Annotated in this window: 26 protein-coding genes; 10 read left to right on the forward strand and 16 right to left on the reverse strand. The window is 65.2% G+C overall.

The features are described 5' to 3' along the window. Window positions 1-102: 102 nt before the first annotated feature. Window positions 103-786: a GntR family transcriptional regulator gene (locus LQV16_RS09120; protein ID WP_290369355.1), complete on the reverse strand. Its 684-nt coding sequence runs from the start codon at window positions 784-786 to the stop codon at window positions 103-105. Window positions 787-1,053: 267 nt separating this feature from the next. Here LQV16_RS09120 and LQV16_RS09125 point away from each other — a divergent pair, with 267 nt between their 5' ends. Further along, window positions 1,054-2,391 carry an MFS transporter gene (locus LQV16_RS09125; RefSeq protein ID WP_229993569.1) on the forward strand — a complete coding sequence of 446 codons (1,338 nt, stop codon included), beginning with the start codon at window positions 1,054-1,056 and terminating at the stop codon, window positions 2,389-2,391. A gap of 108 nt (window positions 2,392-2,499) precedes the next feature. Here LQV16_RS09125 and LQV16_RS09130 read toward each other — a convergent pair whose 3' ends face one another. From LQV16_RS09130 to LQV16_RS09160, 7 genes are all read right to left on the reverse strand, one after another. Then, on the reverse strand, window positions 2,500-3,042 hold the full coding sequence (locus tag LQV16_RS09130; RefSeq protein ID WP_229993570.1) for a DinB family protein: 543 nt from the start codon (window positions 3,040-3,042) through the stop codon (window positions 2,500-2,502). Window positions 3,043-3,119: 77 nt separating this feature from the next. Then, window positions 3,120-4,376: an MFS transporter gene (locus LQV16_RS09135; RefSeq protein WP_229993571.1), complete on the reverse strand. Its 1,257-nt coding sequence runs from the start codon at window positions 4,374-4,376 to the stop codon at window positions 3,120-3,122. A gap of 2 nt (window positions 4,377-4,378) precedes the next feature. Then, window positions 4,379-4,801 (reverse strand): low molecular weight phosphatase family protein, encoded by a 423-nt coding sequence (locus tag LQV16_RS09140; RefSeq protein ID WP_229993572.1) that lies wholly within the window; start codon window positions 4,799-4,801, stop codon window positions 4,379-4,381. Continuing rightward, on the reverse strand, window positions 4,798-5,487 hold the full coding sequence (locus tag LQV16_RS09145; protein ID WP_229993573.1) for an arsenate reductase ArsC: 690 nt from the start codon (window positions 5,485-5,487) through the stop codon (window positions 4,798-4,800). Before LQV16_RS09145 ends, LQV16_RS09140 begins: the two co-directional genes overlap by 4 nt. A gap of 42 nt (window positions 5,488-5,529) precedes the next feature. Further along, the gene (locus LQV16_RS09150; protein ID WP_229993574.1) at window positions 5,530-6,903 is read right to left on the reverse strand and encodes an FAD-dependent oxidoreductase; all 1,374 of its coding nucleotides are present in this window, start codon (window positions 6,901-6,903) and stop codon (window positions 5,530-5,532) included. Between the two features lie 194 nt (window positions 6,904-7,097). Continuing rightward, entirely contained in the window at window positions 7,098-7,520 is a 423-nt protein-coding gene (locus tag LQV16_RS09155; RefSeq protein WP_229993575.1) for an arsenate reductase ArsC, read from the reverse strand. Between the two features lie 163 nt (window positions 7,521-7,683). Next, a complete protein-coding gene (locus LQV16_RS09160) occupies window positions 7,684-8,358 on the reverse strand; it encodes a helix-turn-helix domain-containing protein (RefSeq protein WP_229993576.1) in 675 nt (224 codons plus the stop codon). 45 nt (window positions 8,359-8,403) lie between these two features. Here LQV16_RS09160 and LQV16_RS09165 point away from each other — a divergent pair, with 45 nt between their 5' ends. From LQV16_RS09165 to LQV16_RS09175, 3 genes are all read left to right on the forward strand, one after another. Beyond that, window positions 8,404-9,144 carry an MIP/aquaporin family protein gene (locus tag LQV16_RS09165; RefSeq protein WP_229993577.1) on the forward strand — a complete coding sequence of 247 codons (741 nt, stop codon included), beginning with the start codon at window positions 8,404-8,406 and terminating at the stop codon, window positions 9,142-9,144. A gap of 124 nt (window positions 9,145-9,268) precedes the next feature. Then, on the forward strand, window positions 9,269-9,619 hold the full coding sequence (locus tag LQV16_RS09170; RefSeq protein WP_229993578.1) for a metalloregulator ArsR/SmtB family transcription factor: 351 nt from the start codon (window positions 9,269-9,271) through the stop codon (window positions 9,617-9,619). A 35-nt stretch (window positions 9,620-9,654) separates the two neighbouring features. Further along, window positions 9,655-10,140: a GNAT family N-acetyltransferase gene (locus tag LQV16_RS09175; RefSeq protein ID WP_229993594.1), complete on the forward strand. Its 486-nt coding sequence runs from the start codon at window positions 9,655-9,657 to the stop codon at window positions 10,138-10,140. A 72-nt stretch (window positions 10,141-10,212) separates the two neighbouring features. On the opposite strand, the gene LQV16_RS09180 is transcribed toward LQV16_RS09175, so the two are convergent. Then, complete coding sequence (locus LQV16_RS09180) at window positions 10,213-10,851, reverse strand: MerR family transcriptional regulator (RefSeq protein ID WP_229993579.1); 639 nt, start codon at window positions 10,849-10,851, stop codon at window positions 10,213-10,215. Between the two features lie 71 nt (window positions 10,852-10,922). Between LQV16_RS09180 and LQV16_RS09185 the strand changes: the two genes are divergently transcribed. After that, window positions 10,923-11,399, forward strand: coding sequence for a DUF4188 domain-containing protein (locus LQV16_RS09185; RefSeq protein ID WP_229993580.1), 477 nt, complete (start codon window positions 10,923-10,925; stop codon window positions 11,397-11,399). Here LQV16_RS09185 and LQV16_RS09190 read toward each other — a convergent pair. Then, window positions 11,386-12,117 (reverse strand): TetR/AcrR family transcriptional regulator C-terminal domain-containing protein, encoded by a 732-nt coding sequence (locus tag LQV16_RS09190; protein ID WP_229993581.1) that lies wholly within the window; start codon window positions 12,115-12,117, stop codon window positions 11,386-11,388. The two genes, LQV16_RS09185 and LQV16_RS09190, sit on opposite strands and share 14 nt — an antisense overlap. Window positions 12,118-12,390: 273 nt before the next feature. Between LQV16_RS09190 and LQV16_RS09195 the strand changes: the two genes are divergently transcribed. Next, entirely contained in the window at window positions 12,391-12,648 is a 258-nt protein-coding gene (locus LQV16_RS09195; RefSeq protein WP_229993582.1) for a hypothetical protein, read from the forward strand. A gap of 484 nt (window positions 12,649-13,132) precedes the next feature. Next, window positions 13,133-13,285, forward strand: a complete 153-nt coding sequence (locus tag LQV16_RS09200) for a hypothetical protein (RefSeq protein WP_229993583.1) — start codon at window positions 13,133-13,135, stop codon at window positions 13,283-13,285. A gap of 5 nt (window positions 13,286-13,290) precedes the next feature. On the opposite strand, the gene LQV16_RS09205 is transcribed toward LQV16_RS09200, so the two are convergent. Continuing rightward, window positions 13,291-14,166, reverse strand: coding sequence for a PhzF family phenazine biosynthesis isomerase (locus LQV16_RS09205; protein ID WP_229993584.1), 876 nt, complete (start codon window positions 14,164-14,166; stop codon window positions 13,291-13,293). Window positions 14,167-14,291: 125 nt separating this feature from the next. Then, window positions 14,292-14,669, reverse strand: a complete 378-nt coding sequence (locus tag LQV16_RS09210; RefSeq protein WP_229993585.1) for a MarR family transcriptional regulator — start codon at window positions 14,667-14,669, stop codon at window positions 14,292-14,294. Between the two features lie 84 nt (window positions 14,670-14,753). Here LQV16_RS09210 and LQV16_RS09215 point away from each other — a divergent pair, with 84 nt between their 5' ends. From LQV16_RS09215 to LQV16_RS09225, 3 genes are all read left to right on the forward strand, one after another. Then, window positions 14,754-16,232 carry an MFS transporter gene (locus tag LQV16_RS09215; RefSeq protein WP_229993586.1) on the forward strand — a complete coding sequence of 493 codons (1,479 nt, stop codon included), beginning with the start codon at window positions 14,754-14,756 and terminating at the stop codon, window positions 16,230-16,232. A 475-nt stretch (window positions 16,233-16,707) separates the two neighbouring features. Continuing rightward, the gene (locus tag LQV16_RS09220; RefSeq protein WP_229993587.1) at window positions 16,708-18,306 is read left to right on the forward strand and encodes a glycoside hydrolase family 68 protein; all 1,599 of its coding nucleotides are present in this window, start codon (window positions 16,708-16,710) and stop codon (window positions 18,304-18,306) included. Window positions 18,307-18,421: 115 nt separating this feature from the next. Next, the gene (locus LQV16_RS09225; RefSeq protein WP_229993588.1) at window positions 18,422-20,032 is read left to right on the forward strand and encodes a glycoside hydrolase family 32 protein; all 1,611 of its coding nucleotides are present in this window, start codon (window positions 18,422-18,424) and stop codon (window positions 20,030-20,032) included. A 51-nt stretch (window positions 20,033-20,083) separates the two neighbouring features. Here the strand turns inward: LQV16_RS09225 and LQV16_RS09230 are convergent, their stop codons facing one another. From LQV16_RS09230 to LQV16_RS09245, 4 genes are all read right to left on the reverse strand, one after another. Continuing rightward, window positions 20,084-20,740, reverse strand: a complete 657-nt coding sequence (locus tag LQV16_RS09230; RefSeq protein WP_229993589.1) for a M15 family metallopeptidase — start codon at window positions 20,738-20,740, stop codon at window positions 20,084-20,086. 105 nt (window positions 20,741-20,845) lie between these two features. Next, entirely contained in the window at window positions 20,846-22,387 is a 1,542-nt protein-coding gene (locus LQV16_RS09235) for a glycoside hydrolase family 32 protein (protein WP_229993590.1), read from the reverse strand. Window positions 22,388-22,423: 36 nt separating this feature from the next. After that, on the reverse strand, window positions 22,424-23,266 hold the full coding sequence (locus LQV16_RS09240; protein WP_229993595.1) for a carbohydrate ABC transporter permease: 843 nt from the start codon (window positions 23,264-23,266) through the stop codon (window positions 22,424-22,426). 46 nt (window positions 23,267-23,312) lie between these two features. Then, the coding region (locus LQV16_RS09245; protein ID WP_229993591.1) for a sugar ABC transporter permease at window positions 23,313-24,230 on the reverse strand (918 nt) is incomplete at its 5' end.

Raw genomic sequence — 24,230 nt, forward strand, 5'->3', positions numbered from 1 at the left:
ACACGATTCCTATATGAATTCCAATAATCATATAGGAAAGGTGATCCAGATCAAGTGTTCCGGAGAGTAAAGAAGCCCCGGCCAGCAGGCCGGGGCTTCTTTTCAGCCGACGATGTGCGGCCGTGGGGGTCCGCTGTCCTCCAGTGGAGAGAGGGCCGCGTTGTCCTTGAAAGCCTGGGCAAACCGGGTGAAGGAGTTTCTGATGTGCTCGGCCATGGCCTCCTCGGCACGTTCCGGCTGGCATGTCCGGATGGCCTCCCGCACGGCCGAGTGCTCGGCTACCGTAATGGCGCCGTCGACGTCTGCGGGGTAGAGGCGGAACGTGTGCAGGTGGCAGTGGGTTTGCGCGAAGGCGTGCCGCACAACCGGGTTCCCCGCCGCCGCGAGGATGGTGTCATGGAAGCGGGTGTCATGGGCCACGAGGTCCTGCCGAAGGTCCCCGCTGTTCTGCATCCGGTCCCGGAAGGCCGACAGCTCCTTTTCCAGGGCTCCGGCCGGGTTGGCCAGGCGGTCCACGGCGGCAGAGCGCGCCGCCCATGGCTCGACCAGGAGTCGGAATTCAAAAAGGGAGCGCAACTCGGCCAGGTCCAGCAGGGGAGTGGTGCTGTAGCCGCGTCCTGGGGTGTAGACCACCAGGTTGTCGCCCTCCAGTCGCTGAAGCACTTCGCGGACCGGAGTCTGGGAGACGCCCATGCTGCGGGCGACGGCATCGATGTTGATCCGCGTGCCGGGTTCAATTTCGCCCGTGAGGATGGAGGCGCGCATGGCCGAGTAGACATCACTCACGGCCGCCTTGCCTCTGGATGCATCGGACGATTGACGTGGGGGCACGCGTTTACCTCTTTGTGTGGAGTGGTGGGAGTCGCTGTGGGAATCATAAGCCACAGGGCGCCGGGGGGCGGTCTGAAAGATTTTCCGGAAAGGGACTTGTCGTGGATCACATTCTCTATATGATTAACCCGATTCCTATATGATTCTGGTGCTGGCACTCTTGGCGCCTGACCATCCCGGTGCCCAGGCACCCGAAGCCATGTTTATGTCAAAGGAGACCGCATGACTGCGCTCGGCAGTAAGCTCGCCCCCAAGTCATCCCCCAATATGCCCCGCACCATGACCCGCAAACGCTGGATGATTATTTGGCTCGCGTTCATTGGGCTGAGCATCAATTATCTGGACCGGTCCAGCCTCAGCGTGGCCTTGCCGTTCATGGGCAAGGACTTCGAACTCTCCGCAACCCAGCAGGGACTCATCTTCGCCGCCTTCTTCTGGGCCTACGACTTCTGCCAACTGGCAGCCGGGTGGTACGTCGACAAGGTGGGGCCGCGGAAATCGTTCTCGCTTGCGGCGGTTTGGTGGTCCATCTTCACCATGATCACGGCCATGTCGACGAGCTTTTGGTCGCTTTTCGCCGCCCGGTTCCTGTTGGGTGTGGGTGAAAGCCCGGCGCCGAGCACCGCGGCCAAAGTTGTGGCCACTTGGTTCCCGGTCCGGGAGCGGGCCTTTGCTACCAGCATCTGGGATTCGGGCTCCCGTGTGGGTGCGGTCATCGCCCTGCCCATCGTTACCTTGATCGTGGCGTTCACCTCGTGGCACGCGGTCTTCATCATCATCGGCATTGCCGGTCTGGTCTGGGCCGCCGTGTGGTGGAAGACGTACCGCAGCCCCGAGGAACACCCGGCTGCCAACGCCGCCGAGGTGTCCTACATCCAGGAGGGTGGTGCCCGAAGCGAGGCGAGCGACGACGCCGGCGCAGCGAAGCTGCCGTGGCGGTCACTCTTCAAGTACCGCACCATACTCAGCATGATGTTCGGCTTCTTTTGCCTGAACGCCGCTATCTACTTCTTCATCACGTTCTTTCCGAGCTACCTCGTGAAGGAGCGCGGGTTCGACCTGCTCAAGCTCGGGTTCTTTGGTGCCATTCCGGGCATCTGTGCAGTCGCTTTCGGCTGGTTGGCCGGCTATGTCGCCGACCGTGCGGTACAGCGCGGCGTCTCGGTGACCCGGGTCCGCAAGACCGCCATCGCCGGTGGCCTGATCGGCGGTTCGGTCATCATGTTCGCTGCCGTGGTGCCGGAGGCGTGGATGGCCCTGGCGCTTCTTTCAGTGGCGTATTCGAGCCTCACCGTCGCCGCCACCGGCATCTGGTCCCTGCCGGCCGATGTTGCCCCGAGCTCCCGGCACGTGGGATCCATTGGCGGACTCCAGAACTTTGCCTCCAACCTGGCCGGCATCTTCACGCCGATCCTGATCGGCGTCCTGGTGGATCAGACGGGGTCCTTCGTGGCGCCGCTCGCGGTCATTGGAATCGTTTCACTGATCGGCGCCGCAAACTATCTGTTCATCCTTGGCAAGATCGAGCCCCTGAAGGTCCCGGCGGCAGCCTCGGTGTAGGGAACTGGGGCCGCCACTCTGTGTTTCGGGTGGCGGCCCGTCCGACGTCGGGCAGTTGGCTGGCACAGGGCGGCCGCTGCTGAACCCCATGCTATTTCGGCTTGAATGTTAGGACTCGACCGGTGCGTCCGGGTGCCGAAGACTCAACTGCTTGGCGTGGAAGTCGAAATGAAGTGTCGGGTAGGCGTACACATCGTTGCGTGTCATTAGCGGAGTGAAGAAAGGGTCCCACCTGTCGGGGAACGGCATCGACCTGGCGAGGGACCGGGAACTCTCGCGACCGAGACGGCGGGAGAGCGCAGCGATGGTCTTGTCCAGTTTCCGGCTCATCCTTCGCCGGTTGTAGACGCGGGCGGCGGCCCGGGAACCCCAGTAATTCACCACATCAAAGGGGCCGGTGGCCGAGTTGAGGACGCCAGCAAAAGCCCTGCCGACCGGGCGGGGGAGCCGGCTGACAACGTGGACCAGGGGAAGCAGGGCGCGGACCACCATGTAGCCGAATACCATGTGGAAGAGCAGCTCCTCGTTGGTCCAGCGTGTGCCGTCGCTCCTGCGGTCGAGATCTGCGGGCGCTGCGCTCTGCAGCAAGGCGGCGAGGTCGCGGCGGGCGCGGCTGTACCCGGCCAGGATCTCTTCCCTTGTCGGGTCCACGATGTGCCTTTCGTAGTCTTCGGTCTTCAGCCGGCCGCGGCCCTCAAATGGTCCGCATCCATGGCGACGTGCCTTCATTATGTCCCGCGTAGATCAGCCGCAGGGGCGGAGGATCTCTCAGCCGATCGTGGAGGGCCTGAGCTTCCGAACGCTTCCGGCGGCGGCGAGAACGGCGGCCGTGGCCGCTGCAGCGGCCATGGCGTAGGCCATGCCCGTGTAGGTGCCGAGCCAGGCCGCCAGCAGCGGACCCGCGGCCGGGCGACGGCCGTAACGGCTGTGAGCGGTGCCGCGAACAGCCCCTGCAAAGTGCCAAGATTCTGTGTTCCCCAGCGGTCAGCCACGATGGTGGCCTGCAGCAGGGTCTGGCAACCGCGGACCGCGCCGGCGAGCATTCCCGCCGCGATCAGCGCCGGCACCGGGCCGGGCAGTGCAGCGAGCAGGAAGGCGGCGCAGGCCGCCGTTCCGGTGATGACCTGCAGCCGGGCGCCGGCCGGGATGGCCGCGAACAGTAGCCGGCCACCGACCTGACCGGCGCCCACGAGACCGAGACCGAGCGCGGCCGTGGCGTAGTCGGCGCCTTTCTCCGCGAGCAGCGGCATGATGTTCAGCGTCACCGTGTAAAGCCCCAGGCAGAGCAGGACCATCAGCGCCTGCAGCCCGAGGAATTCCGGGCTTCGCCGGACGATACGCGGCATGGCCCGGTGGACTGTCGCAAGGGTGCCGGGGGCGGCCGGGGCCCAGTTCCGGTTCAGGTAGCGGGCGTGCAGCGGCACGGCGATGAGTCCCATGATCCCGGCGAGGATGATGAAGGCGCCCCGCCAGCCGAACGCGGACGTCAGGGCTGCGGTGGCGGGGGCAAAGATGGTGGACGCGAACCCGGCGACAAGGGTCAGGATCGTCAACGGCCGCACCCTCGCCGGGCCGTACCAGCGGCTAATGACTGTGAAGGCTGGCTGGTACAGGACGGCGGCCTGCGCGGTACCGGCCAGCAGCCAGGCCGCAATGAACACTGCCAGGTTCGGTGCCATCGCCGCCACGACCAGGGCAAGCATGCCGAGCAGGGATCCGCCGATCATCAGCATGCGCGGGCCGGTCCGATCGAGGATCCTGCCGACGGCGATCCCCGCCGCCGCGGAGACCAGCAGGCCGGCGGAAAAGGCTCCCGTCACCTGGGCCGGGTCCCAGCCGGTGTCCTGGCTGATGGGCCGGACCGCCGCGATCAACGCGTAGTAGAGCACGCCCCATCCGGTGGTCTGGGTGATGCACAGCGCGGCAAGGCCGCCGCGCGGTGCACCCTCGGCGACCAGTGTCCGGGATAACGCCGGGGCGGGCATGCCTAGTCCCCGGTGAGCTCCGCATACAGCTTCTGCACGCGGGCCCTAATGTCGTCCCGGACCAGGTTCATGCGTTCCATGCCTTCGATGCCGCGTTCGGAGGGCTCGTCCGTATCCCAGAACTCGAGCCGCTTGCCCTCGCGGGGCTCTAGCTTAGCTTCGTTGCCCAGGACGATAACGACGTCGGCCCCGTCCAGGACTTCGTCGGTGACGGGTTTGGGGTGTTCGCCGGTGATGTCGATGCCGAGTTCTGCCAGGGATTCCACGGACTGGGGGTTCAGCGATTCGGCGGGCTTGGTCCCGGCTGAGTGCACTGTGACGGTCCCGTCTGCAAGCTGGTTCATGAGTCCGGCGGCGAGCTGGGATTTTCCGCCGTTCTTGCTGCAGACGAACAGGACGCTGGGGGTTTTCGTGGTATCGATCATGCGTTGGATTCTTCCTTATCTGAGCTGGGGCTGCTGAGCAGTGATGCGGCCAGTGCCTTGACCCGCTCGTGAATTTCGTCGCGGATGATCCGGACTGCCGCAACGGGTAGTCCGGCCGGGTCTGCCAGTTCCCAGTCCTCGTAGCGTTTGCCGGGGTAGATCGGGCAGGAGTCGCCGCAGCCCATCGTGATCACGACGTCCGAGGCACGGACCACATCATCGGTGAGGGGTTTGGGGTAGTCCCGGGTCAGGTCCAGGCCCATTTCGGACATCGCCGCGACGACGCCGGGGTCCAGTTCCGCCGCCGGCATCGAGCCCGCGGAGCGGACGCGGATCCGGCCCTTGGCCTCGACGTTCAACAGCGCGGAGGCCATCTGGGAGCGGCCGGCGTTCTGCACGCAGACAAACAAGACTTCGGGGACCTCCGAGGCGACGGCTCCCTTGGATTTGGCCAGCGCAGTGAGCCGGTCGTTGGCGAAGTGCTCGGTGGTGGCAGGAAGGTGGGTGGTGATCTTCGCGGTCCGGGCCATGGCCGTGTACGTCTCGAAGACGTAGCGTTCGACGGTTTCGGCGGCGAAGATGCCCGCGAACTTGTCGGCCAGACGGTTGCTGATGCGCTGCAGCAGCTCGGTGTTCTCCTGCAGCCTCTGGCGGGTTTTATACCGGTTTTCGTGGGGTTCAGTCATCTCGGCGCTCCAAGGATGTGATTCACGGAAAGGAAATCCGGATCAGTTGCTGTCGCCGGAGCGTCCGTGGGACAGCCCGGTGGGGAAGCCCACGAGCACCGGCTCGGGAGCGGCGCAGCATGAGGATTCGGACGCAGTGGCGGGTGCTGGGACGTCGCAGCTGGTGCCGGCGTCAGAGGAGCAGACACCGGTTTCGGGGAGTTCGAGCTGGACTGTGTCGGCCGCCTCGCGGTCACCGGCCAGGGCGGCGACGACTGAGCGGACCTGTTCGTAGCCGGTGGCGAGCAGGAAGGTCGGCGCCCGGCCGTAGGACTTCATGCCGACGATGTAGAAGTCCTTGTCCGGGTGTGCCAGCAGTGCTGCGCCGTGCGGGGGGACAGTGCCACAGGAGTGGAATTCCGGGTCGATCAGCGGGCCGAGCTCCACGGGTGCTTCGACGGCCGGGTCAAGGTTCAACCGGAGTTCGCGCAGGATGTTCAGGTCCGGGCGGAAGCCGGTGCAGGGCACCACGACGTCGGCCTCCAGGGTCCGGCCGTCAACGGAATCGACGCTTACTCCCGAGGCGAGGGATTTCAGCGAGCCAATGCCAAATCCGGTGTGCAGTTCGATGGTTCCTGCCTCGACGAGGCGGCGCAGGCGGGCGCCGAGCTGGCCGCGGGCGGGCAGCCCGTCGGCGTCGCCACCGCCGTAGACCTTCTCGGCGGACGCGCCGCGGACCGCCCACAGGATCCGGGTGTTCGGTTCGTCCTTGGCCAGGTCGGCGAGGCTGATCAGCGTGTTGGCGGCGGAGTGGCCGGCACCGACGACCAGGACACGGCGGCCGGCGAACGAGGCGCGGTCCCGGCCGGTGACGTCCGGCAATGAAGAGGAAATCCGGTCCGCGGCGGTGTCTTCGCCGACGGCGGGGAGCCCGGAGGTACCCAGCGGGTTGCGGGTGGACCAGGTGCCAGAAGCGTCTATGACCCCGGCCACGGTGTGGTCGCGGGTTTCTCCGTCCTCGTGCTCGACCCGGACGACGAACGGGGTGGCCTCGCGGTTTCGGGTGTGGGTCTTGTCCATGCCGGCGCGGGTCACGGCGATGACCCTGGCGCCGGTCTGCAGCCGCGAGCTGATGGCCGGGAGCGCGGCCAGCGGGCCGAGGTAGTTGTCGATGAGTTCCCCGCCGTAGGGCAGGGCCGTGGGCCGCGGCGGCGCCCAGCCGGCGGCTTCGAGCAGGCGGACGGCGGCGGCATCGATGTTGAACCGCCACGGGGAAAACAGCCGGATGTGGCGCCACTGTTCGATGGCGGCACCCGCGGAGGGGCCGGCTTCGAAGATCAGCGGCTCCAATCCGCGTTCGATCAGGTGGGCCGCGGCGGCCAGGCCCACGGGACCGGCGCCGATCACGGCAACGGGAAGGTTCTTCGCTGAATCCATTGGTGTCCTCTTTCATCCGTAGTGGTGTTGCGGTTGTTTTCGGTTGGCCCTGCCGGCCGGGGTGGGCCGGCAGGTGCCGGGGTTGGGTTAGCAGCAGTCCTGATCCTCGTCGTCGCAGCATCCGTCGCCGCAGCATCCGGTGTTCATTCAGCTCACCCCCTTTCCGTCATCTGTCAGACGTGTGGTGCTGCCCCTTACTTGGCGGCAGGGGCCAGGGACTCGATCAGGTCCTCGATGCGGCCCTTGATCTCGTCGCGGATCGGGCGGACGGCTTCCACGCCCTGGCCTGCCGGATCCTCCAGGACCCAGTCCTCGTAGCGCTTGCCCGGGAAGTAGGGGCACTCGTCGCCGCAACCCATCGTGATCACGACGTCGGATTCCTGCACGGCCTCGGTGGTGAGGATCTTGGGGATCTCGGCGGACATGTCGATGCCGAGCTCGGCCATGGCCTCGACCGCGGCCGGGTTGACCTTGTCGGCGGGCTGCGAACCGGCGGAACGGACCTCGATCCGTCCCTCACCGAGGGTGGTCAGGAAGGCTGCGGCCATCTGGGAACGGCCGGCGTTGTGGACGCAAACGAACAGGACGGACGGCTTCTTGGCGGTTTCGGTGCTCACGGGGTTTCTCCTGGAATCAATGAGGTGAGTGGGCGATACAGTCTGGAGTCTTGCGCCCGGTTTGAAGCTCTCAACCGAACATTGATGATGATCGATATAGAGAGTATCGGGCTATAGATTGATGAATGTCAATATTTGCTTTCGGCGGGTTTCTGCGACGGACCTAGGCGGCGGTTATGCGGGGTGCAAGGTCATTGATGCGGCGGGAGATGTCGTTGAACGCCTTGTCGAAGGCTTCTTTGGTGCCCGGGCGCAGCGGGTCCGGCACCGACCAGTGGATTCCACCCAGTCCGGGCAGTTCCTCGTGGGCCTTGTCGCAGACGGTCACGATGAAGTCGCCCTCGCCTGCCACCTGGTTCAGGGTGCGCGGGGGAAGGTCCGCAAGGTCCAGGCCATGACGGCGGGCGACCTCGATGGCTCCCCGGGCGATTCGGTCCGCGGGGTGGGTTCCGGCAGAGGTTGACGGGATGTTGCTGACCTGCTGCCAGAGGGCGGCCGCCAGTTGGGACCGGGCGCTGTTGTGCGTGCAGACGAACAGGACGCGGTGGGCACCGTGCTCCGCCCCGGGAACGAGGTCGTCCAGGGCGCCGGCGGCGAGGCGGATGTAGCTGCGGCGCCGGTCGGCTTCGGAGCGGCTGCGCGTTGCCAGGCCGGCATCTTCGAGCGTCCGCAGGTGGTGGGAGAGGAGGTTGGACGGCATGCCCAGCTCTGCTTGCAGTTCCGTCGGGGAAAAATCCCCGAGGGTGAGCAGGTCGACGATGCGCAGCCGCGCGGCATCAGCGAGGGCCGCGTGCCTGGCTACCCGTCTTCGGAACGAGTCAACTCCTTCAATATTCATTGATTCAATTTTGACTGAGTTAGTTCTTTGGATCAAGCTGTTGCCATGACTTCAAACCAGCCGCCGCTGTGGCGCCGCGCCGTGGCCGAACTGCTCGGCACCTGCCTGCTCGTATCCATCGTCGTCGGCTCCGGAATCGCCGCCCAGCAGCTTTCCCCCGGTGACGTCGGCCTGCAGCTGCTCCAGAACAGCACGGCCACGGTGCTGGGTTTGACGGTGCTGATCCTGATGTTCGGACCGGTAAGCGGCGCGCACTTCAACCCCGCGGTGTCCCTGGTTGACTGGCTCCTGGGCCGCCGCAGCGGCTCCGGCCTGACCCTGCCGGAGCTGGGCGTCTACACGGCGGCGCAGACGCTCGGCGCTATCGGTGGCAGCGTTCTCGCGAACGCCATGTTTGACATGGGCACGTCCGTCTCCACCAAGGAGCGCGCAACCGCAGGGCATCTGCTCGGTGAGGTCGTCGCCACTGCTGGGCTCATCCTGTTGATCTTCGCCCTTGCGGCCACGTCCCGCGGCGCCCTCGCTGCACCTGCGGTGGGTGCGTATATCGGCGCGGCGTACTGGTTCACGTCCTCGACGTCGTTCGCGAACCCGGCAGTGACGGTGGGGCGGATCTTCAGCGACACCTTCGCCGGCATCGCCCCGGGATCCGTTCCACCATTCATTATTGCTCAGCTGTTCGGCGCCGCAGTGGGACTTGGCCTGCTCCTCCTGCTGTTCCCGGCCGCGGCCCGCATCGCGGACGACGTCGTTCTCCCGCGCAGTGCCGAACCGGCCAGCTCATAAGCTGCGCCGGCACGCGACGGGCCGACCAGTGCCCGCCGTAACCGAGTCTGCGCCGGGGACGCTCCCGACCCGAGGCCTGCGGCTCATATATTGATGATTATCAATATCAGGGCATAATAGACACATGAACGCCCTGCCTATCCTCGAACCGACCATGGACGGAACCTGCTGCTCGCCGTCAGGAACGCCTGCCCTGGGCGCAGAGGAGGCCAAGCAGAAAGCGCTGGTCTTCAAGGCGCTGGCCGACCCGAACCGGCTCCGGCTGCTCTCCATCGTCAAAGCCGGCGAGTCAGGGGAGGCATGCGTCTGTGACCTCACCGGGCCCCTGGACCTGGGCCAGCCTACGATCTCCCATCACCTGAAGATCCTGGTCGAAGCCGGGCTGCTGCACCGTGAAAAGCGCGGCACGTGGGCCTACTACTCCCTGGTGCCCGGGGCGCTCGAGGAGACGGCCGGGCTCCTGGCAACCCTGTGACCGCGCCAGAACAGCCTGCGGTCACGGTCCGCACCATGCGCGAGGACGACTGGCCGGCCGTCCTGGGGATCTACCGCGAAGGAATCGCCACGGGACACGCCACCTTTGAAGCAGACGTGCCGGACTGGGAACGCTTCACCAACTCCCGGCTGCCCGGCCACCGTCTGGTCGCCGAGGCGCCCGAGGGTGAGATTCTTGGCTGGGCGGCTGTCTCTGCCGTGTCCGCGCGGCCTGTGTATGCCGGCGTGGTCGAACACTCTGTCTACGTCGCCGCGGAGGCCCGCGGCAGGGGAGTCGGATCCGCACTGCTTCAGGCCTTGGCAGCGTCGACCGAACAGTGCGGAATCTGGACTATCCAGGCCAGCATCTTCCCCGAAAACGCAGCAAGCCTTAAGCTCCACCTCGCGAACGGATTCGCCGTCGTCGGAAGACGTAGCCGCATCGCCCGCATGAGCTACGGGCCCAGCGCGGGTCAATGGCGGGATACTGTGCTGATCGAGCGGCGCTCCCCGATCATCTAGAACGCCGGTGATGCGCCCGCAGAGCAGTTAGGCGTCTCCAGCCTGCCTGCCAGTGGGGTTCGCCCCGGCAAGCTATTCCGCGCCGGGCGGCACGGGGGACCCCGCCCGGCCAAGCCGCTGGAAGGATGCGCTTTGCTGCGCCAGCCGGCGCATGGCCAGGAGTACGGGTTCCATCAGGAGTGTCCCGAGGACCACGTGCCGCATCGCGGCCTCGGCCGAATCCGTGGGAACACTTTCGACGTCGGCCTCCGCGATGTCCTGCATTGCCGCGGCGTAGCGGTCCAAGAGCGCCGCCGGCGCGTCGAATCCTGCATCTGAAAGCCCGTGCAGGGCCGCCACCAAGGCAGCCTGGGTGTCGCGGTCGCATGTCTCTGCGCCCCAGCCCCAATGGTCCAGGAGCTTTTGTGCCGAGGAGAGGTCGACGTCGTCCGGCGCGGTCCGGGTGACCGCGTGGTGCGCGATTCCGAGCAGATCGTGGCCGGACTCTGGCGGATTCTCCAGGCCAAGCAGTACCTCGCGGGTGGCGCTGACGCTGAGCCCGGCGGTGCCAATCAGCGCCCGGATGAGCTTCAGCCGCCGGACATGCGAGTCGTCGTAGCGCGCCTGGGTCGCGGACGTCAGCACGCCGTCATGCAGCAAATTCTCCCGAAGGTAGTACTTGATGGTGGCCACCGGAACCTCCGTGGCCGCGGCCAGCTCTGAGATGCGCAAAGATTCTCCTTGACTTAGATAGTGATACTCCCCAATATTGGGGAGTGATGGTATCTAGTTAGGAGAAAAGTATGGCACGCATCAATGCTGGACGTTTCACGCACCGCCATTCCGGTGATTTGGTGGTCTTCCTCATCGGCATGCGCATCAACCGTCCCTGGCGTCCGGATCTGTGGCTGCCGGTCTTCCTTGCGATGCCCCGGATGCTGACAGAACTCTTCAGGGAGCCGGGGTCCGGCCTCCGTGGTTTTCGATTTGCCCTCGGAGCCGGCGGGCCGGTCATCGTGCAGTACTGGGACTCGCTGGACAAGCTGTATGCCTACGCTAGTGCGCCCGAGTCCGAGCACAGGCCAGCCTGGACTGCTTTCAACCGCCAGGCAAGAAAGGCCCCCAACGCCGTCGGCATCTGGCATGAGACATTCCAGGTGAGCCGGGCCGAGAGCATGTATGTCTCGATGCCTACCGAAGGCCTCGCGCAGGCCACCGAGCTTGTGCCTGTCGGGCCAGGAAGCCATCACGCGAAGGAGCGGCTGTCTAAGCCCCGCTGAGATCGCTGGGGCCGGCCGGTGCCCCCGGCAGTGAAAGGCGGGCTGCGAGGCCCGAGAGCAGGATGGTGATTCCTTCGTCCAGTTCGGCCATCCCGTCGTAGTCGGCGAGGACGGGGGCGAGGGCGCGGAGGCGGGGGAAGTCCTTCGGCGGCAAACGGTGCAGGCCCAGGCGGAGGAGGGCCTCGTTTTCGTCCGGGTCGACGACGAATTCCTGCAGTTCGTTGAGGATGTGCCCGTAGAGGTATCCGTAGTAGGCGCGGTAGACGTGCAGGGCGTCGTCGGGTGCGAACCCGGCATCGATCAGCAGGGACAGGATCTGCTCCAGCGGCCGCAGCGTCCCCAGCGGCCGGAGGCCCAGCGGTGTTGACAGGGGGCGGGTCACGAGGAGGGGCACTACGTTGGGGTGCCGGAGCGCCAGGAGCCGCAGATCGTGGGCAATGCGCCGGAGTTGGGCCTGCCAGTTGGGGTCATCGGGAATGATGGCCAGTTCATTCAGGACGAGTTCTGAGACTCCGTCCAGCAATGCCGCGCGGTTGGCGGCGTAGCGGTACAGGCTCATGGGATCCCGCCCGAGTTCGTGCCCCAGCCTGCGCATGGTGAGGGCGTCGAGTCCTTCGGCGTCCACCAGTGCCAGCGCTGCGGACAGAACAAGCTCCCGGCTGAGCCGCGCCTTCTTGCCAGGAGTCGCTGGGGGTGCCGGATGCTCTTCGGGCGACATGGTGTTCCGTTCGGGTCGGTGCGGAGAAGTCGCATTTCCAAGACAATAAGCAGGTTGCTTAATGTGTAGTCTACGCCTACAGTCTACACTGTAGAGAAGTTGTTTTGTCTGGTTTCCGCGGCCACGCGGATTGCCATCCCAGCAACGCTTTGCCCCGGATCTGCGGTGACGTAGAGTCCGGGATCACGCTTCAGCGCCCCGTGCACGGCCTTGACGCTTAGCTGCTGTAGCCACACGGCGGCACAAAATGCACCGCGAGGAAACGAGCCACTCATGGCAACTTCTCAATACGACCAATTCCTGCAGGAAGCCACTACCCAAGACCCTGCATCCGACCACTCCCTGGGCCGGGACTGCCTCTACGGCCTCTACACCAGCTGGTGCTTCCTGAGCCAGGCCACACCCCGCCCGGAAGATGCCTTCTGGGCGGCCATGAAGGAGAAGCAGATCCATCCCAAGCGCAACGGCCTCCGCATGAAAGGACCGGCCGCAGCGGACTACATCCTGGCCAGCTACCCGGGTCTGGTCTGACCCGGATGACAATCACGTCAAGCACGTACCTGCCCCGGGATGCCCACCAGCCCCGAGGCCGCCGGCCATGGTGTGCGACATGCGACACCGACCGGCACCTCCTCCTGGACTCCGTCACGACGATGAATCCGCAGCGGGAAATCCTCGCGGCCGCCATTAGCTGCACGAACTGCGGCAGCTCGCACGTGGTGGCTACGACCGCGGCCTTTCTCGCAGCCATCCCGGGGCCGAATGGGAACAGCAGCGGCGCCGTCCATAGGGACGAGACCTACCGCCACTGCCAGGAGCCGATGTCAGCGGTGGACCCCGAGCGGCGCAGCGCGCACCGGCCGGTTTCCACTCATGCCGGGACTCCGGATATTCTGGGCGACTATCTCCGGACGCGTGTTCTGCGGTGCCGGTGCGGGTTCCAGATGGAAATACCCCGCCCATGACAGGCAGCATCATCCGGGGTCTGTATCCAACAAAGTATTAGGGGCACACCGTGACCAACCACAGCACATCCACCACCGGGCATTCCACGGCCCACAATCAACCACCCGGGCTTATGGACATGGATCTGTCCCCGCAGGGACTTGCGGATGCCCCGGCTCACGAAATCGACCCCGACAGTCTCGTCTACACCGGCAACAGCTAAACAAGTCAGCTGCTGCCGGTAGCGGCGGGGATCCGGACGGCCCTGCCGCTGACCACTATTCCGCCGGCAGCGGGAATGTCCACTGTGAGTACGCTTGGCCGGCCGACGTGCCGTCCCTGGTGGATCAGGACCCTCGACGGGGGCTCCACCAGGCCCAGGATGCGCAGGTAGGCGCCGACTGCCGCCGCGGCGGCCCCTGTTGCCGGGTCCTCCGTGATGGCTCCCACGGGGAACAGATTCCGGGCTTCGAAATCGCCATCTGCCACCGGGTGCAGGACGGCTACCGTGGCGGCCCAGCCCTGGGCATCCATAAGCCGGCGCACCCCCTCCGGGTCGAAGCCAAAGGAGTCGAAAAGGTTGCTGTCGGCGAAGACCAGCACCGGATGCCAGTTCCCCGAATACGCGATCCGCGGCGGGTAGGCGGGATCGAGATCGGCCAGCCCGACGCCGAGCAGGCCCAGAAGGTCAGCCAGCACGTCGTCGTCGAATGCGGCCAGCTGTGGTTCAACCCCGGTGAACGAGGCGGTGATGTCGGCGCCGTCGCCCGCAGTTTCGATGACGACGGGGCCGACAGGAGTGTCAAAGGTGAAGGATCCTGCCCCGTCGCGGGCGCTCAGCGCAACGGCCAGCGCAATCGTCGCATGGCCACAGAATGGCACCTCCGCGATCGGCGAAAAGTACCGAACCCGGCTCCGGCGCGGGTCCCCGCCGACGCCCGGCTCCGTCACGAAGGCTGTTTCGGCATACCCGACGGCGGCCGCCACCGCCAGCATCCCGGCATCGTCCAAATGGCTGGCATCCAGCACCAGTCCGGCGGGGTTGCCGCCGTTTGGCGTCGTGGAAAAGGCCGCATAGCGGAGGACCTCGGGGGTGTATTCCATACCCCGATCCTCGCATGTCCAGCCACCGGGGCAGCGGTGATCCACCCATGCGGGCAGGCTAGGGGTGTGCATCACGGAGAGGTGATAAGCGAGGTCGCGTCGCGGCAAATCCTGGCTCTGCCGGCTCAGGCGAGGTTTTCCTTGAGCAGGGCACGGTGTTCGATCGCGGCTTCCCGGTGGAGCGCACGGCCGGCGTCGGTGAGTTCCAGAAAGAGTGAGCGCCGGTCATCTTGGCAGGAGCGGCGGGAAATGAGTCCGGCCTTGTCGAGCCGATCCACCACCTTGGACATGGCGCTCTGGGTCATGGGGGTGCGCTCACCCAGCTGCTTCATCCGGCACGCCGCGTCTTCGCTTTCGGCCACGAGATCCAGGATTTCAAACTCAGTCAGGCCGATGTTGAACCGCGACTCAAGGGCGCGGTCGATCGCCGCCGCGGTGCGGAAGTACGTGGTCTGGATGCTGCGCCATTGCTCAACCAGCTGGCGGTCCTGCGGTGTTGCCATGCCGAAATTCTAGTTCATGGCGAAATAAAAGTCCACGTCATAATATTCCTTGTCATTCAATGACGTGTCATATAAATTAGTGCCATGACCTCAACTTCCACTCTTCAAAGACCTGCCGGAGACCGGCTTGCTCCCGTCCGCTGGAGCCGTGCGCAGTGGATGCTGCTCCTGGTCCTGTGCACCGTTTTGGCGCTCGATGCGCTGGACGTATCCATGGTCGGTGTGGCACTGCCTTCAATCGGCACTGAACTTCACCTGGGAACCGAGTCGCTCCAGTGGATCGTCTCCGCCTACGTGCTCGGTTACGGAAGCCTTCTTCTGCTGGGCGGCCGGATGGCCGATCTGCTCGGGCGGCGGCGCATCTTTTTGATCGCGCTCAGCGTCTTCGCCGCAGCTTCCCTGCTCGGCGGCCTGGTGGATGACCCCGCCCTGCTGATCGGCACCCGCTTCCTCAAGGGCCTAGCTGCCGCGTTCACCGCTCCTGCCGCGTTCTCGATCATCACCACCAACTTCGCGGAAGGTCGGGAACGCAACCGGGCCGTGTCCATCTTCACTACCTTCGGCGCCAGCGGCTTCTCACTCGGTCTGGTCGTCGGGGGCCTGATGACTGCTCTGAGCTGGCGCTGGACCTTCCTGGTTTCGGTACCGGTGGCGGTCGCCGTCGTGATTCTTGGCCTGAAATACATCCCGCGGGACAACGCCGCCAGCAAGGCCGAGGGCAGTAATCATGACAGCGGGCACGACCTCTGGGGTGCCGTCACACTCGCCGCCGGCATGCTGGGGCTCGTGTACACACTCGTCGCGGCACCCGGGAACGGTTGGGGATCTGTGGCAACTATCGCCGGATTCGTGGCCTCGGCAGCGGTGCTGGCAGCCTTCGCGGTGATCGAGAACCGCGTCAGGCACCCCTTGATCAGGTTCAGCATCCTCAGGGAAGGTTGGGTGGCGCGGGCGAACCTCAGCGCCGTGGGGTTGTTCGGCTCATATTTGAGCTTCCAGTTCATCCTCACGCTCTACCTGCAGTCCGTGCTGGGATGGAGCCCCCTCGGCATGGCCCTGGCGCTTCTTCCCACGGGCCTGCTGGTGGCCTCGAGCGCACCTTTCGCTGACCGGCTCATCGACAAGTTTGGCGCACCGCGGCTGATCCTGACCGGCTTGTCCTCGCTGGCGCTCGGCTATCTGCTGTTTCTGCGGGTGGGCACGTCGCCCAACTACGTGACGGACATTCTGCCCTCAGTTCTGCTGCTGGGTGTCGGCTTCGCCCTGGCCTTTCCGTCAATCAACGTCCAGGCCACCGCGGGCATCCGGAACTCTGAGCAGGGTTTGGCGGCCGGCCTGATCCAGACCAGCACCCAGGTGGGGGCTGCACTGGTTCTCGCCGTCACCACCGCCATGGTCAGCGGTCACGGCAATGCGTCCGCCGGCGGCGCCGGCCTGGGTGCGGCGGCCATGCTGGAACAGTATCGCCCGGGCCTGATCCTGAGCGCGGCCGTGGCGCTTGCAGCCTTGCTCATCGCAGCGGCGCCCTCCCGGAGCCGGAAGCGGGTGGCAGTAGATCACTGAGTCGGCCTGGACGTGACGTCCACCAGAGCCCCCGGCCTAGGCCGGGGGCTCTGGTTTGCGCTGGGCCTGAGACGGCCCTGTTGGGCGCAATGGCGGACGACTACGGAGGAACAAACGGGTGAACAGCGGGCAACTGAGAAAATAAAGCATATTTTTTGTGAAACATTTGACACAAAATTTGAGTCGTGGCACGCGCGCGCAAATGTTGTGCAAGCGCTTACATGCCTCACGTTCCGGCCCTCTTTCGTGCCTGAAATGTGGTTTTGAATCCTCGCCAGCACTGTCTACGGTGATGAACGTCCGGGAAGTCAGCACCCTCCCGGGCCATCAGGCGGGGCCCTACCGAGGTCCCGCCCCCTCGACACAATGGCGTCCTCGATGACGCCTGCGGTGTCATCGGGGCTGCCGGAGTTTCGGGGAATGAGGGCACACGCCCGTCTTCCACGAATGGTCTCACTCCGCGAGAAGAGCAAAAATGCACGAGCACCCCAATACACCCCGGAAGCTGCGGTGGCGTTCTGTCGCCGCGGCACTGGCGGCGGCCGTGGCGGCCTCCGTCTTCCTTTCCGTTCCGTCAGCACAGGCAAACACGCCCTCGGATCCGCCGAGCGGCGGGCAGATGCCGGCTCCGACGCCCGGCTTCCCCCTGCCCACGAAGCACACCCAGCAGTCGTTCGATCCCGCCGCAGCCTTCACCTCCAAGTGGACGCGTGCGGATGCCAAGCAGATCATGGCCCAAAGCAGCACCGCCGTGTCCCCGGGCCAGAACTCCATGAGCCCGAACGTCACCATGCCGGAAATCCCCGAGAACTTCCCGGCCATGAACGACGACGTGTGGGTTTGGGACACCTGGTCCCTGACCGACGAGAACGCAAACCAGATCAGCTACAAGGGCTGGGACGTCATCTTCTCACTCGTTGCTGATCGCCACGCCGGATACGGCTTCGACCAGCGGCACTGGAACGCACGGATCGGCTATTTCTTCCGCAAGACCAACGCCGACCCGGCCAAGGATAAGTGGAACTACGGTGGACACCTGTTCCTGGACAACACCTCCATCGGCAACACCGAATGGTCCGGTTCCACCCGTCTCATGCAGGGCGACAACGTCAACGTCTTCTACACGGCAACCACGTTCTACGACGTTGCCGAGCGCAACGCCGGCGGCGGCGGAATCGCCCCTGATGCCGTGATTGCCAAGGCGCTGGGCAACATCCACGCGGACCAGAACGGCGTGAGCTTCGACGGCTTCGAGCACACTAAGCTCCTCGAGCCCGACGGTGTCATGTACCAGAACAAGGCGCAGAACCCGGGCTTTGCCTTCCGGGACCCGTACACGTTTGCGGACCCGGCTCAGCCCGGCAAGACCTTCATGGTCTTCGAAGGCAACACCGGCGGCAAGCGCGGCGACTACAAGTGCAAGGACGAAGACCTGGGCTACCAGCCCGGCGATCCGAATGCCGAATCCACGAACACTGTGAACACCACGACCGGTTCCTGGTTCCAGACCGCCAATGTCGGCCTGGCCGTCGCGGACAACAAGGACCTGACCAAGTGGCACTTCCTGCCGCCGATCCTGTCCGCCAACTGCGTCAACGACCAGACCGAGCGCCCGCAGATCTTCATCCAGAACGAGGACGGCAAGAACAAGTACTACCTGTTCACCATCAGCCACCAGTTCACCTACGCTGACGGAATGCGTGGCCCCGACGGCGTCTACGGCTTCGTGGGCAACGGTGTCCGTTCCGACTACCAGCCGATGAACAACAGCGGCCTGGCTCTGGCTTCCCCCACGGACCTGAACATGCCGGCCAACGCGCCCGAAGGACCGAATCCCCTCCAGAACGGCCGCCAGTTCCAGGCTTACTCGCACTACGTGCAGCCGGGCGGTCTGGTGCAGTCCTTCATCGACAACGTGAACGGTGTCCGCGGCGGTTCACTCTCGCCCACCGTGAAGATCAACTTCCGCAACGGAGTTTCGGCAGTTGACCGCACCTTCGGCCAGAACGGCCTTGGCCCGTTCGGGTACCTGCCCACGAACCTCAACGTCGGCGGAGCCGGCCTTTACAAGTAGTGCAATAGGCAGTCATGAGGCGGAAGCGCCCGGAATTCCGGGCGCTTCCGTCCTCCGCATATACAGGCCATAGATGGGGCGGGATGGCTTCCGCCAGAAACAGGAATGTTGAGTCATGAAAAACCTTCGGACGATCTGGATTGTGCTCGCAGCAGCGGCCGCGGCCGTTCTTGTCGTGCTGGCGCTGGTCCCTGCGACGGGATCCCGTCCGGGCGCCCAGAGCCAGGCCGAGCAGGCGCATTCAGCTTTCGATCGGCCTGAGGGGGCATCCGAGTTCCGGCCGAGCTATCACATCACGCCCGCGAAGAACTGGATGAATGATCCGCAGCGTCCGATCCTGCTGGACGGCGTGTGGCACTACTACTACCTCTACAACGCGGGCTACCCGAAAGAGAACGGCACCGAGTGGTACCACCTGACCAGCACAGACCTGGTGCACTGGAAGGACGAGGGGGTGGCGATCGCCAAGTACAAAAACGGGCTGGGCGATATCGAGACCGGAAGCGCCGTGGTGGACCATGACAACTCGGCCGGCTTTGGCAAAGGAGCCGTGATCGCTGTCATGACGCAGCAGGACCAGGGAATCCAGCGGCAATCCCTGTTCTATTCCACCGACCACGGATACTCCTTCACCGCGTACAGGCAGAATCCGGTCATGGATAACCCCGGCGAACCGCACTGGCGGGATCCTAAGATCATCCGCGATGAAGCCCACGGCCAATGGGTGATGGCCCTGGCCGAAGGCGACAAAATCGGCATGTATACCTCGCCCGACCTGAAGAACTGGCGCTACGCCTCGGGCGTCGAACGCACCGGCCTAGGCGTCCTCGAATGCCCGGACCTCTTCCAACTGGATCTCGACGGTGATCCATCCAAGCGGACCTGGGTCCTGGCGGCCAGCGCGAACGGGAGCGGCGAGGGATTCACCACAGGCGTTGCCTACTGGACCGGCGAGTGGGACGGAACGCGCTTCGCCCCGTCCGGCGGGCCGCATCAGTGGCTCGACGCCGGCTCCGACTTCTACGCAGCCGTGACGTGGGACGATCCGAGGCTCACCGAAAGCCAGCGGATGTCCTCCCGGCACGCTATCGGGTGGATGAACAACTGGGCGTACGCCCGGCAGTTGCCCACCGAGGACTGGCACGGCGGCGCAGACTCCATGGTGCGCGACATCCGGCTGAAGACAATCGCGGGGACGCCGACCCTTGTGTCGAGCCCCTCCGCCGCCATGCAGTCCATTGAGGGCCCGGTGGCAACGACCGGGGAACGCCGGCTGACACAGGACGGCGCCGGACAGCTGCCGGCTCCGGAGGGCGGAGCGTACCGGCTCGATGTGACGCTTGAGCGGACGGCGGACGACGACGGTTCCGTTGCGAGGATCGAACTCGGAAGCGACGGGGAAACGTTCGCGACTGTCGGATATGACTTTGCCGACCAATCGGCATTCATCTCCCGCGAGGCTGATGCTGCCGCCACCGGCAAGGCCGGACTCAGTCCGGACTATCGGGCATCGCGGCGCGCAGTCAGCCCAGCGCGAGACGGCAAAGTGGAGCTATCGATATTCGTCGACTATAGCTCGGTGGAGGTTTTCATCAACGGCGGGGAAAAGACCATGACCTCACTCGTTTTCCCCTCCGCGGGGACGCCGAGCATCAAAGCCGCCACGGCGGGGGGCGCGCTGACGCTGAAGTCCTTCAGCTACAGGCGGTTGGCCTCCACACACTGACCGGTGACGTGCGGCCCACAGCGCACCGCACGACGGCGAAGAGCGAGTCCATTACGGGAGATAATCCGGGGCCGCGCCCAGACCGAAGTACTCCTCAAGGGTGCTAATCCCGGTCCAATGCATATCCTCGGCGATCGCCCGTCCCACATAGCGCAGATGCCATGGCTCGTAGGTGTAGCCGGTAGTGGCCCCGGCCCCGGCCGGATATCGGATGATGAATCCGTGCTCCCAGTCGTGCTGAGCAGCCCACTGGCCTGCCGGGGTAGTTGCGAAGCAGGCTTGCAGGGCGCAGGTTCCGCTGGCATTGCCGATGTCCATCGCCAGGCCGGTCTGGTGTTCGCTGTAGCCGGGCCGGGCTGCAAGGGTATCTGCCGTCGCCTGTCCGTACTGGCGCACGTAGCTGTCGTAGAGGCTGGCCTGCTCGCTGAACGAACGGTAGCCGCTGATCGGCATGACGTTCACGCCGGCCGCTTTGGCGGCTCTGGCAAACTGCTTGTAGGCGTCCGCGGCCTGCGTCCGCAAGCGTTCGCCCTGGACCCTGACCAGCTGCCCCGGCACATAAGCAGCCGGGTTCAGCTGCCGGTGCTTGTTGACCGCCACCTGCAGGCTGGCGGCAGAATCGAAGTCGTAGCCCACCGCGGCCACTGCCGTCACCGATGGTGCGATCATGCCGAGCGAAAGCACCAGCCCCGCCACAGCACCTGTCATCCTGCTGATTCCTTTAAGCACGATGGCCCCCAAGAAGTGTCCGGAACAGATGCGGGAACTCTACCGGTGTGCGGGGCCGTGGTCGAGGTTGAACGCTTTAGATGGTCAACGGAGGACGGCCAGACTCGCCAGGGTGCCGCCGTCGCCTTCGGCCAGCAGTCCGACGGCGTTGCCGGCGTGTGCAGGAAAGACCAGATCAGTGATGGTCGCCAGGCCGTCCTGCGCGAAGACTTCGACGGAACAGCGGTCCAGGAAGACCCGGAGCCGTAGCCGGCCGTCCTCCAATGGCATGGCAACGCGCTCCACCGACGGGAATGCCTCGTGGAACCCCACGTTGCCGGATCCGGTCCGGTCCAGGCTGAGCTCCGCCGTGAGGCAGTTGTAGGCCAGGACAATGCGCGCCCCGGCCCCGGGCCCGGACCTGGAGCCGGATGCACCGTCCGTTTCGCTGCCGGCCCGGAGCACGAGACCTACCCTGCTGGCAGTGCCCGGCTCGAATTCCGCATCGATTCGCAGCACATCACCGCAGGCCTCGGCTGGAAGCCACGTCACCCCTTCCGCTAACGGCTGCCGATCCATGGCAAACGGCTCTGCACAGTCGCTGTCGAACGGGTCCACCGCCTCCTGCACCAGCACGGGGCGCCCGCCGCGGGACACCAGCCTGACTTCACGGACAAGTGACATCGCGCTGCGCCAGCCGTCTGAGGGTGTTGAGGCGGCGTACTGCCAGTTGTTCATCCAGCCGATCATGAGCCGCCGGCCGTCCGGGACGTTGCTGAAGGACACGGCCGCGTAGTAGTCCCGCCCCCAGTCGAGCCATCCGTAGTCGGCCATCCGGCGGTCGTCGGCCTGCACGCCTTCGGTGACTGTGGTTTCGGAACGGAACCTCACGCCGTCGAACGTTCCGATGAAGTACTGGCCGCCGGAGCCGCCGGCGATGCCGCCGGGGCTCAGGTTTACCACCATGACCCACCGGGTGTTTGAGGCATCGCCGTCCACCGGCAGTTCAAACAGGTCCGGGCACTCCCACACCCCTTCCGTGGCGTTCGCGGGGCCAAAGGTGCTCAGGTACTCCCAGGACAACAGGTCCGCCGACTTGTAGAGAACCACCTCGTGGTTGAGAGCCTCGACGGCGACCATCACCCAATAGCTGCCGGCGTCACCGTCGTGCCAAAAGACCTTGGGGTCACGGAAGTCCGGGGACGCCCGGTCAAGCACTGGGTTCCCGGCGTACTTGGTCCAGGTGGCGCCCTCGTCCGTGCTGTAGGCGAGGGACTGTGCCTGCCGTCCGGCGAGCGGCGACGCGGGCGAATACGCGCTGGTGTAGATGGCCACCAGCGGAGGCACTCCGCCGACGCCGAAACCGCTGGTGTTATGGACATCGAGAACGGCGGAGCCGGAAAAGATGGCCTCCTGGTCATCGCACCAGATGGCCACGGGTTGCTCGTCCCAGTGCTGCAGGTCCGTGGACGTGGCATGGCCCCAGGACATGTTGCCCCATTCAGCGCCGTGCGGGTTGTGCTGGTAGAAGAGGTGGTAGGTGCCGTTGGAGTAGACCAGACCGTTGGGGTCGTTGAGCCAGTTGCGCTCCGCTGAGTAGTGCCACTGTGGCCGGTACTGGCAGTCGAGTTCGGTGAGTGTTTTCATGAGGGTTCTTTGCAGGCTTTCGCGTGAGGAGGCTGGTCAGCCCTTGACGCCGCTGGAGGCGATGCTGTTGATGAAGGATCGCTGGAACGCGACGAACAGGACCACCACGGGAATGGTGATGAGGGACGCGTAAGCCATCACCTCGCCCCAGGAGACGTTGAGCTGGAAGAAGTACTGGATGCCGATCATCACCGGGCGGAGCTCCTCGGACTGGACCACCATGAGCGGCCACAGGTAGGAGTTCCAGGCGGGCAGGAAGGTCAGGATGGCCACGGTGGCGGTGGCCGGTCCCGCGAGGGGCATGACCACCTTGCGGTAGATGGTGAACCAGCCGGCGCCGTCGATCCGGGCTGCCTCGTCCAGTTCCTTCGGGATGGACTCGAAGTACTGGTGGAACAGGTAGATGGAGAACGCGTTGGCGATGAAAGGGATGATCTGGACCTGGTAGGTGTCCAGCCAGCCCTTTGAGATCTCGAGGCTGAACCCGTTGAGCTCAAAGTACGGCAGCTGGTTGACCCACCACACCAGCGGCAGCGCCAGCGTCTGGAAGGGCACGATGAGGGTGGCGAGGATCGCGGTGAACACCACGCGCTTGCCGCGGACCTCCATGCGGGACAAGGCAAACGCGCAGAGGCTGTTGATGAAGATGCCGAGCACCACCGTGACCGCGGAGATGCCGATGGAATTGATCAGGAAGCGGGCGGCCGGGACCCGGTCGAACACGGCTGCGTAGTTGTCCAGCGAAATGTTGCCGATCGGCAGGAACGCTGCCACCGAGGACATGTCGCCGAAGATCTGCTGGTCCGGCTTGAGGGAGGACACCATCATGAACACGATGGGGAAGGCGGCGACGGCAGCGAACAGGAGGCGGACCGCCATGGTCGTTGCACTGCCGAGACCCTTGGAATTGAGTGTCTGTTTCACGTCAGTCCTTCTCTCGGGTCAGGTAGCGCTGCACTGCGGAGATCAGCAGCACGAGCACGAAGAACACGAGCGAGATGGCCGAGGCGTAGGAGGTCTCCTGCTGCTTGAAGCCGGAGCGCACCGCCTCGTAGATGATGGTGGTGGTGGAATCGAGGGGCCCGCCCTGGGTCATGACGCTGACCTGGTCGAAGAGCCCGAGCGCCTGGATGGTGATGGTCACCAGGACCAGGGTGCGCGTGTGTTTGAGGCCGGGCCAGGTCACGTAGCGGAACTGGTGCCAGCGGCTGGCCCCGTCGAGTTGGGCGGCCTCGTACAGTTCCCCGGAGATGCTCTGCAGACCTGCGAGCCAGATGATCATGTGGAAACCCGCGGCCTGCCAGATGGACAGGGCGATGATGGCCGGCATGGCGGTCGCGGGATCGTTGAGCCAGTCCGGGCCGTTGATCAGGCCGAAACTGGCCGTCGACAGCAACTCATTGATCAGGCCGTCCTTGCGGTACATGAACATCCACAGCAGGGACACCACCACCATGGACGTCACCACGGGAAGGAAGTAGATGGTGCGGAAGAAGTTTACGCCGCGGAACTTCTTGTTGATCAGGAGGGCCATCGCCAGGGCGAGGCCCGACTGGACCGGCACCACCACGACGGCGAAGTAGCTGACGTTCAGCAGCGACCGCCAAAACGTGGGATCCGCGAAGAGCCGCGCGAAGTTGTCCGTGCCAACGAACTCAACGGGCCGCGGGGAAACAAGCCGGGCGTTGGTAAATGCCAGGCCGAAGCCCATGATCGCCGGGAGGAAGACGAAGGCGAGCAGGAGGACCGCGGCCGGGGCGATCATTCCCCAGCCGCTGATCTGTTCGCGCAGGTGGCGTGGGCGGCGGCGCGGTTTGCTGGGCGGTGCGGCCGGGGCCGGATC

The sequence above is a fragment of the Arthrobacter sp. Bi26 genome (assembly GCF_918697925.1).
Lineage (GTDB): Bacteria > Actinomycetota > Actinomycetes > Actinomycetales > Micrococcaceae > Arthrobacter.

Bases quoted from the DNA above. Each gene is read 5' to 3' on its own strand.
- LQV16_RS09150 (WP_229993574.1), bottom strand. From the start codon at position 6,903: ATGGATTCAGCGAAGAACCTTCCCGTTGCCGTGATCGGCGCCGGTCCC.
- LQV16_RS09185 (WP_229993580.1), top strand. From the start codon at position 10,923: ATGGCACGCATCAATGCTGGACGTTTCACGCACCGCCATTCCGGTGAT.
- LQV16_RS09175 (WP_229993594.1), top strand. From the start codon at position 9,655: ATGCGCGAGGACGACTGGCCGGCCGTCCTGGGGATCTACCGCGAAGGA.
- LQV16_RS09190 (WP_229993581.1), bottom strand. From the start codon at position 12,117: ATGTCGCCCGAAGAGCATCCGGCACCCCCAGCGACTCCTGGCAAGAAG.
- LQV16_RS09135 (WP_229993571.1), bottom strand. From the start codon at position 4,376: ATGCCCGCCCCGGCGTTATCCCGGACACTGGTCGCCGAGGGTGCACCG.
- LQV16_RS09125 (WP_229993569.1), top strand. From the start codon at position 1,054: ATGACTGCGCTCGGCAGTAAGCTCGCCCCCAAGTCATCCCCCAATATG.
- LQV16_RS09230 (WP_229993589.1), bottom strand. From the start codon at position 20,740: ATGACAGGTGCTGTGGCGGGGCTGGTGCTTTCGCTCGGCATGATCGCA.
- LQV16_RS09220 (WP_229993587.1), top strand. From the start codon at position 16,708: ATGCACGAGCACCCCAATACACCCCGGAAGCTGCGGTGGCGTTCTGTC.
- LQV16_RS09170 (WP_229993578.1), top strand. From the start codon at position 9,269: ATGAACGCCCTGCCTATCCTCGAACCGACCATGGACGGAACCTGCTGC.
- LQV16_RS09195 (WP_229993582.1), top strand. From the start codon at position 12,391: ATGGCAACTTCTCAATACGACCAATTCCTGCAGGAAGCCACTACCCAA.
- LQV16_RS09140 (WP_229993572.1), bottom strand. From the start codon at position 4,801: ATGATCGATACCACGAAAACCCCCAGCGTCCTGTTCGTCTGCAGCAAG.
- LQV16_RS09240 (WP_229993595.1), bottom strand. From the start codon at position 23,266: ATGGCGGTCCGCCTCCTGTTCGCTGCCGTCGCCGCCTTCCCCATCGTG.
- LQV16_RS09160 (WP_229993576.1), bottom strand. From the start codon at position 8,358: ATGAATATTGAAGGAGTTGACTCGTTCCGAAGACGGGTAGCCAGGCAC.
- LQV16_RS09145 (WP_229993573.1), bottom strand. From the start codon at position 5,487: ATGACTGAACCCCACGAAAACCGGTATAAAACCCGCCAGAGGCTGCAG.
- LQV16_RS09165 (WP_229993577.1), top strand. From the start codon at position 8,404: ATGACTTCAAACCAGCCGCCGCTGTGGCGCCGCGCCGTGGCCGAACTG.
- LQV16_RS09215 (WP_229993586.1), top strand. From the start codon at position 14,754: ATGACCTCAACTTCCACTCTTCAAAGACCTGCCGGAGACCGGCTTGCT.
- LQV16_RS09205 (WP_229993584.1), bottom strand. From the start codon at position 14,166: ATGGAATACACCCCCGAGGTCCTCCGCTATGCGGCCTTTTCCACGACG.
- LQV16_RS09235 (WP_229993590.1), bottom strand. From the start codon at position 22,387: ATGAAAACACTCACCGAACTCGACTGCCAGTACCGGCCACAGTGGCAC.
- LQV16_RS09210 (WP_229993585.1), bottom strand. From the start codon at position 14,669: ATGGCAACACCGCAGGACCGCCAGCTGGTTGAGCAATGGCGCAGCATC.
- LQV16_RS09225 (WP_229993588.1), top strand. From the start codon at position 18,422: ATGAAAAACCTTCGGACGATCTGGATTGTGCTCGCAGCAGCGGCCGCG.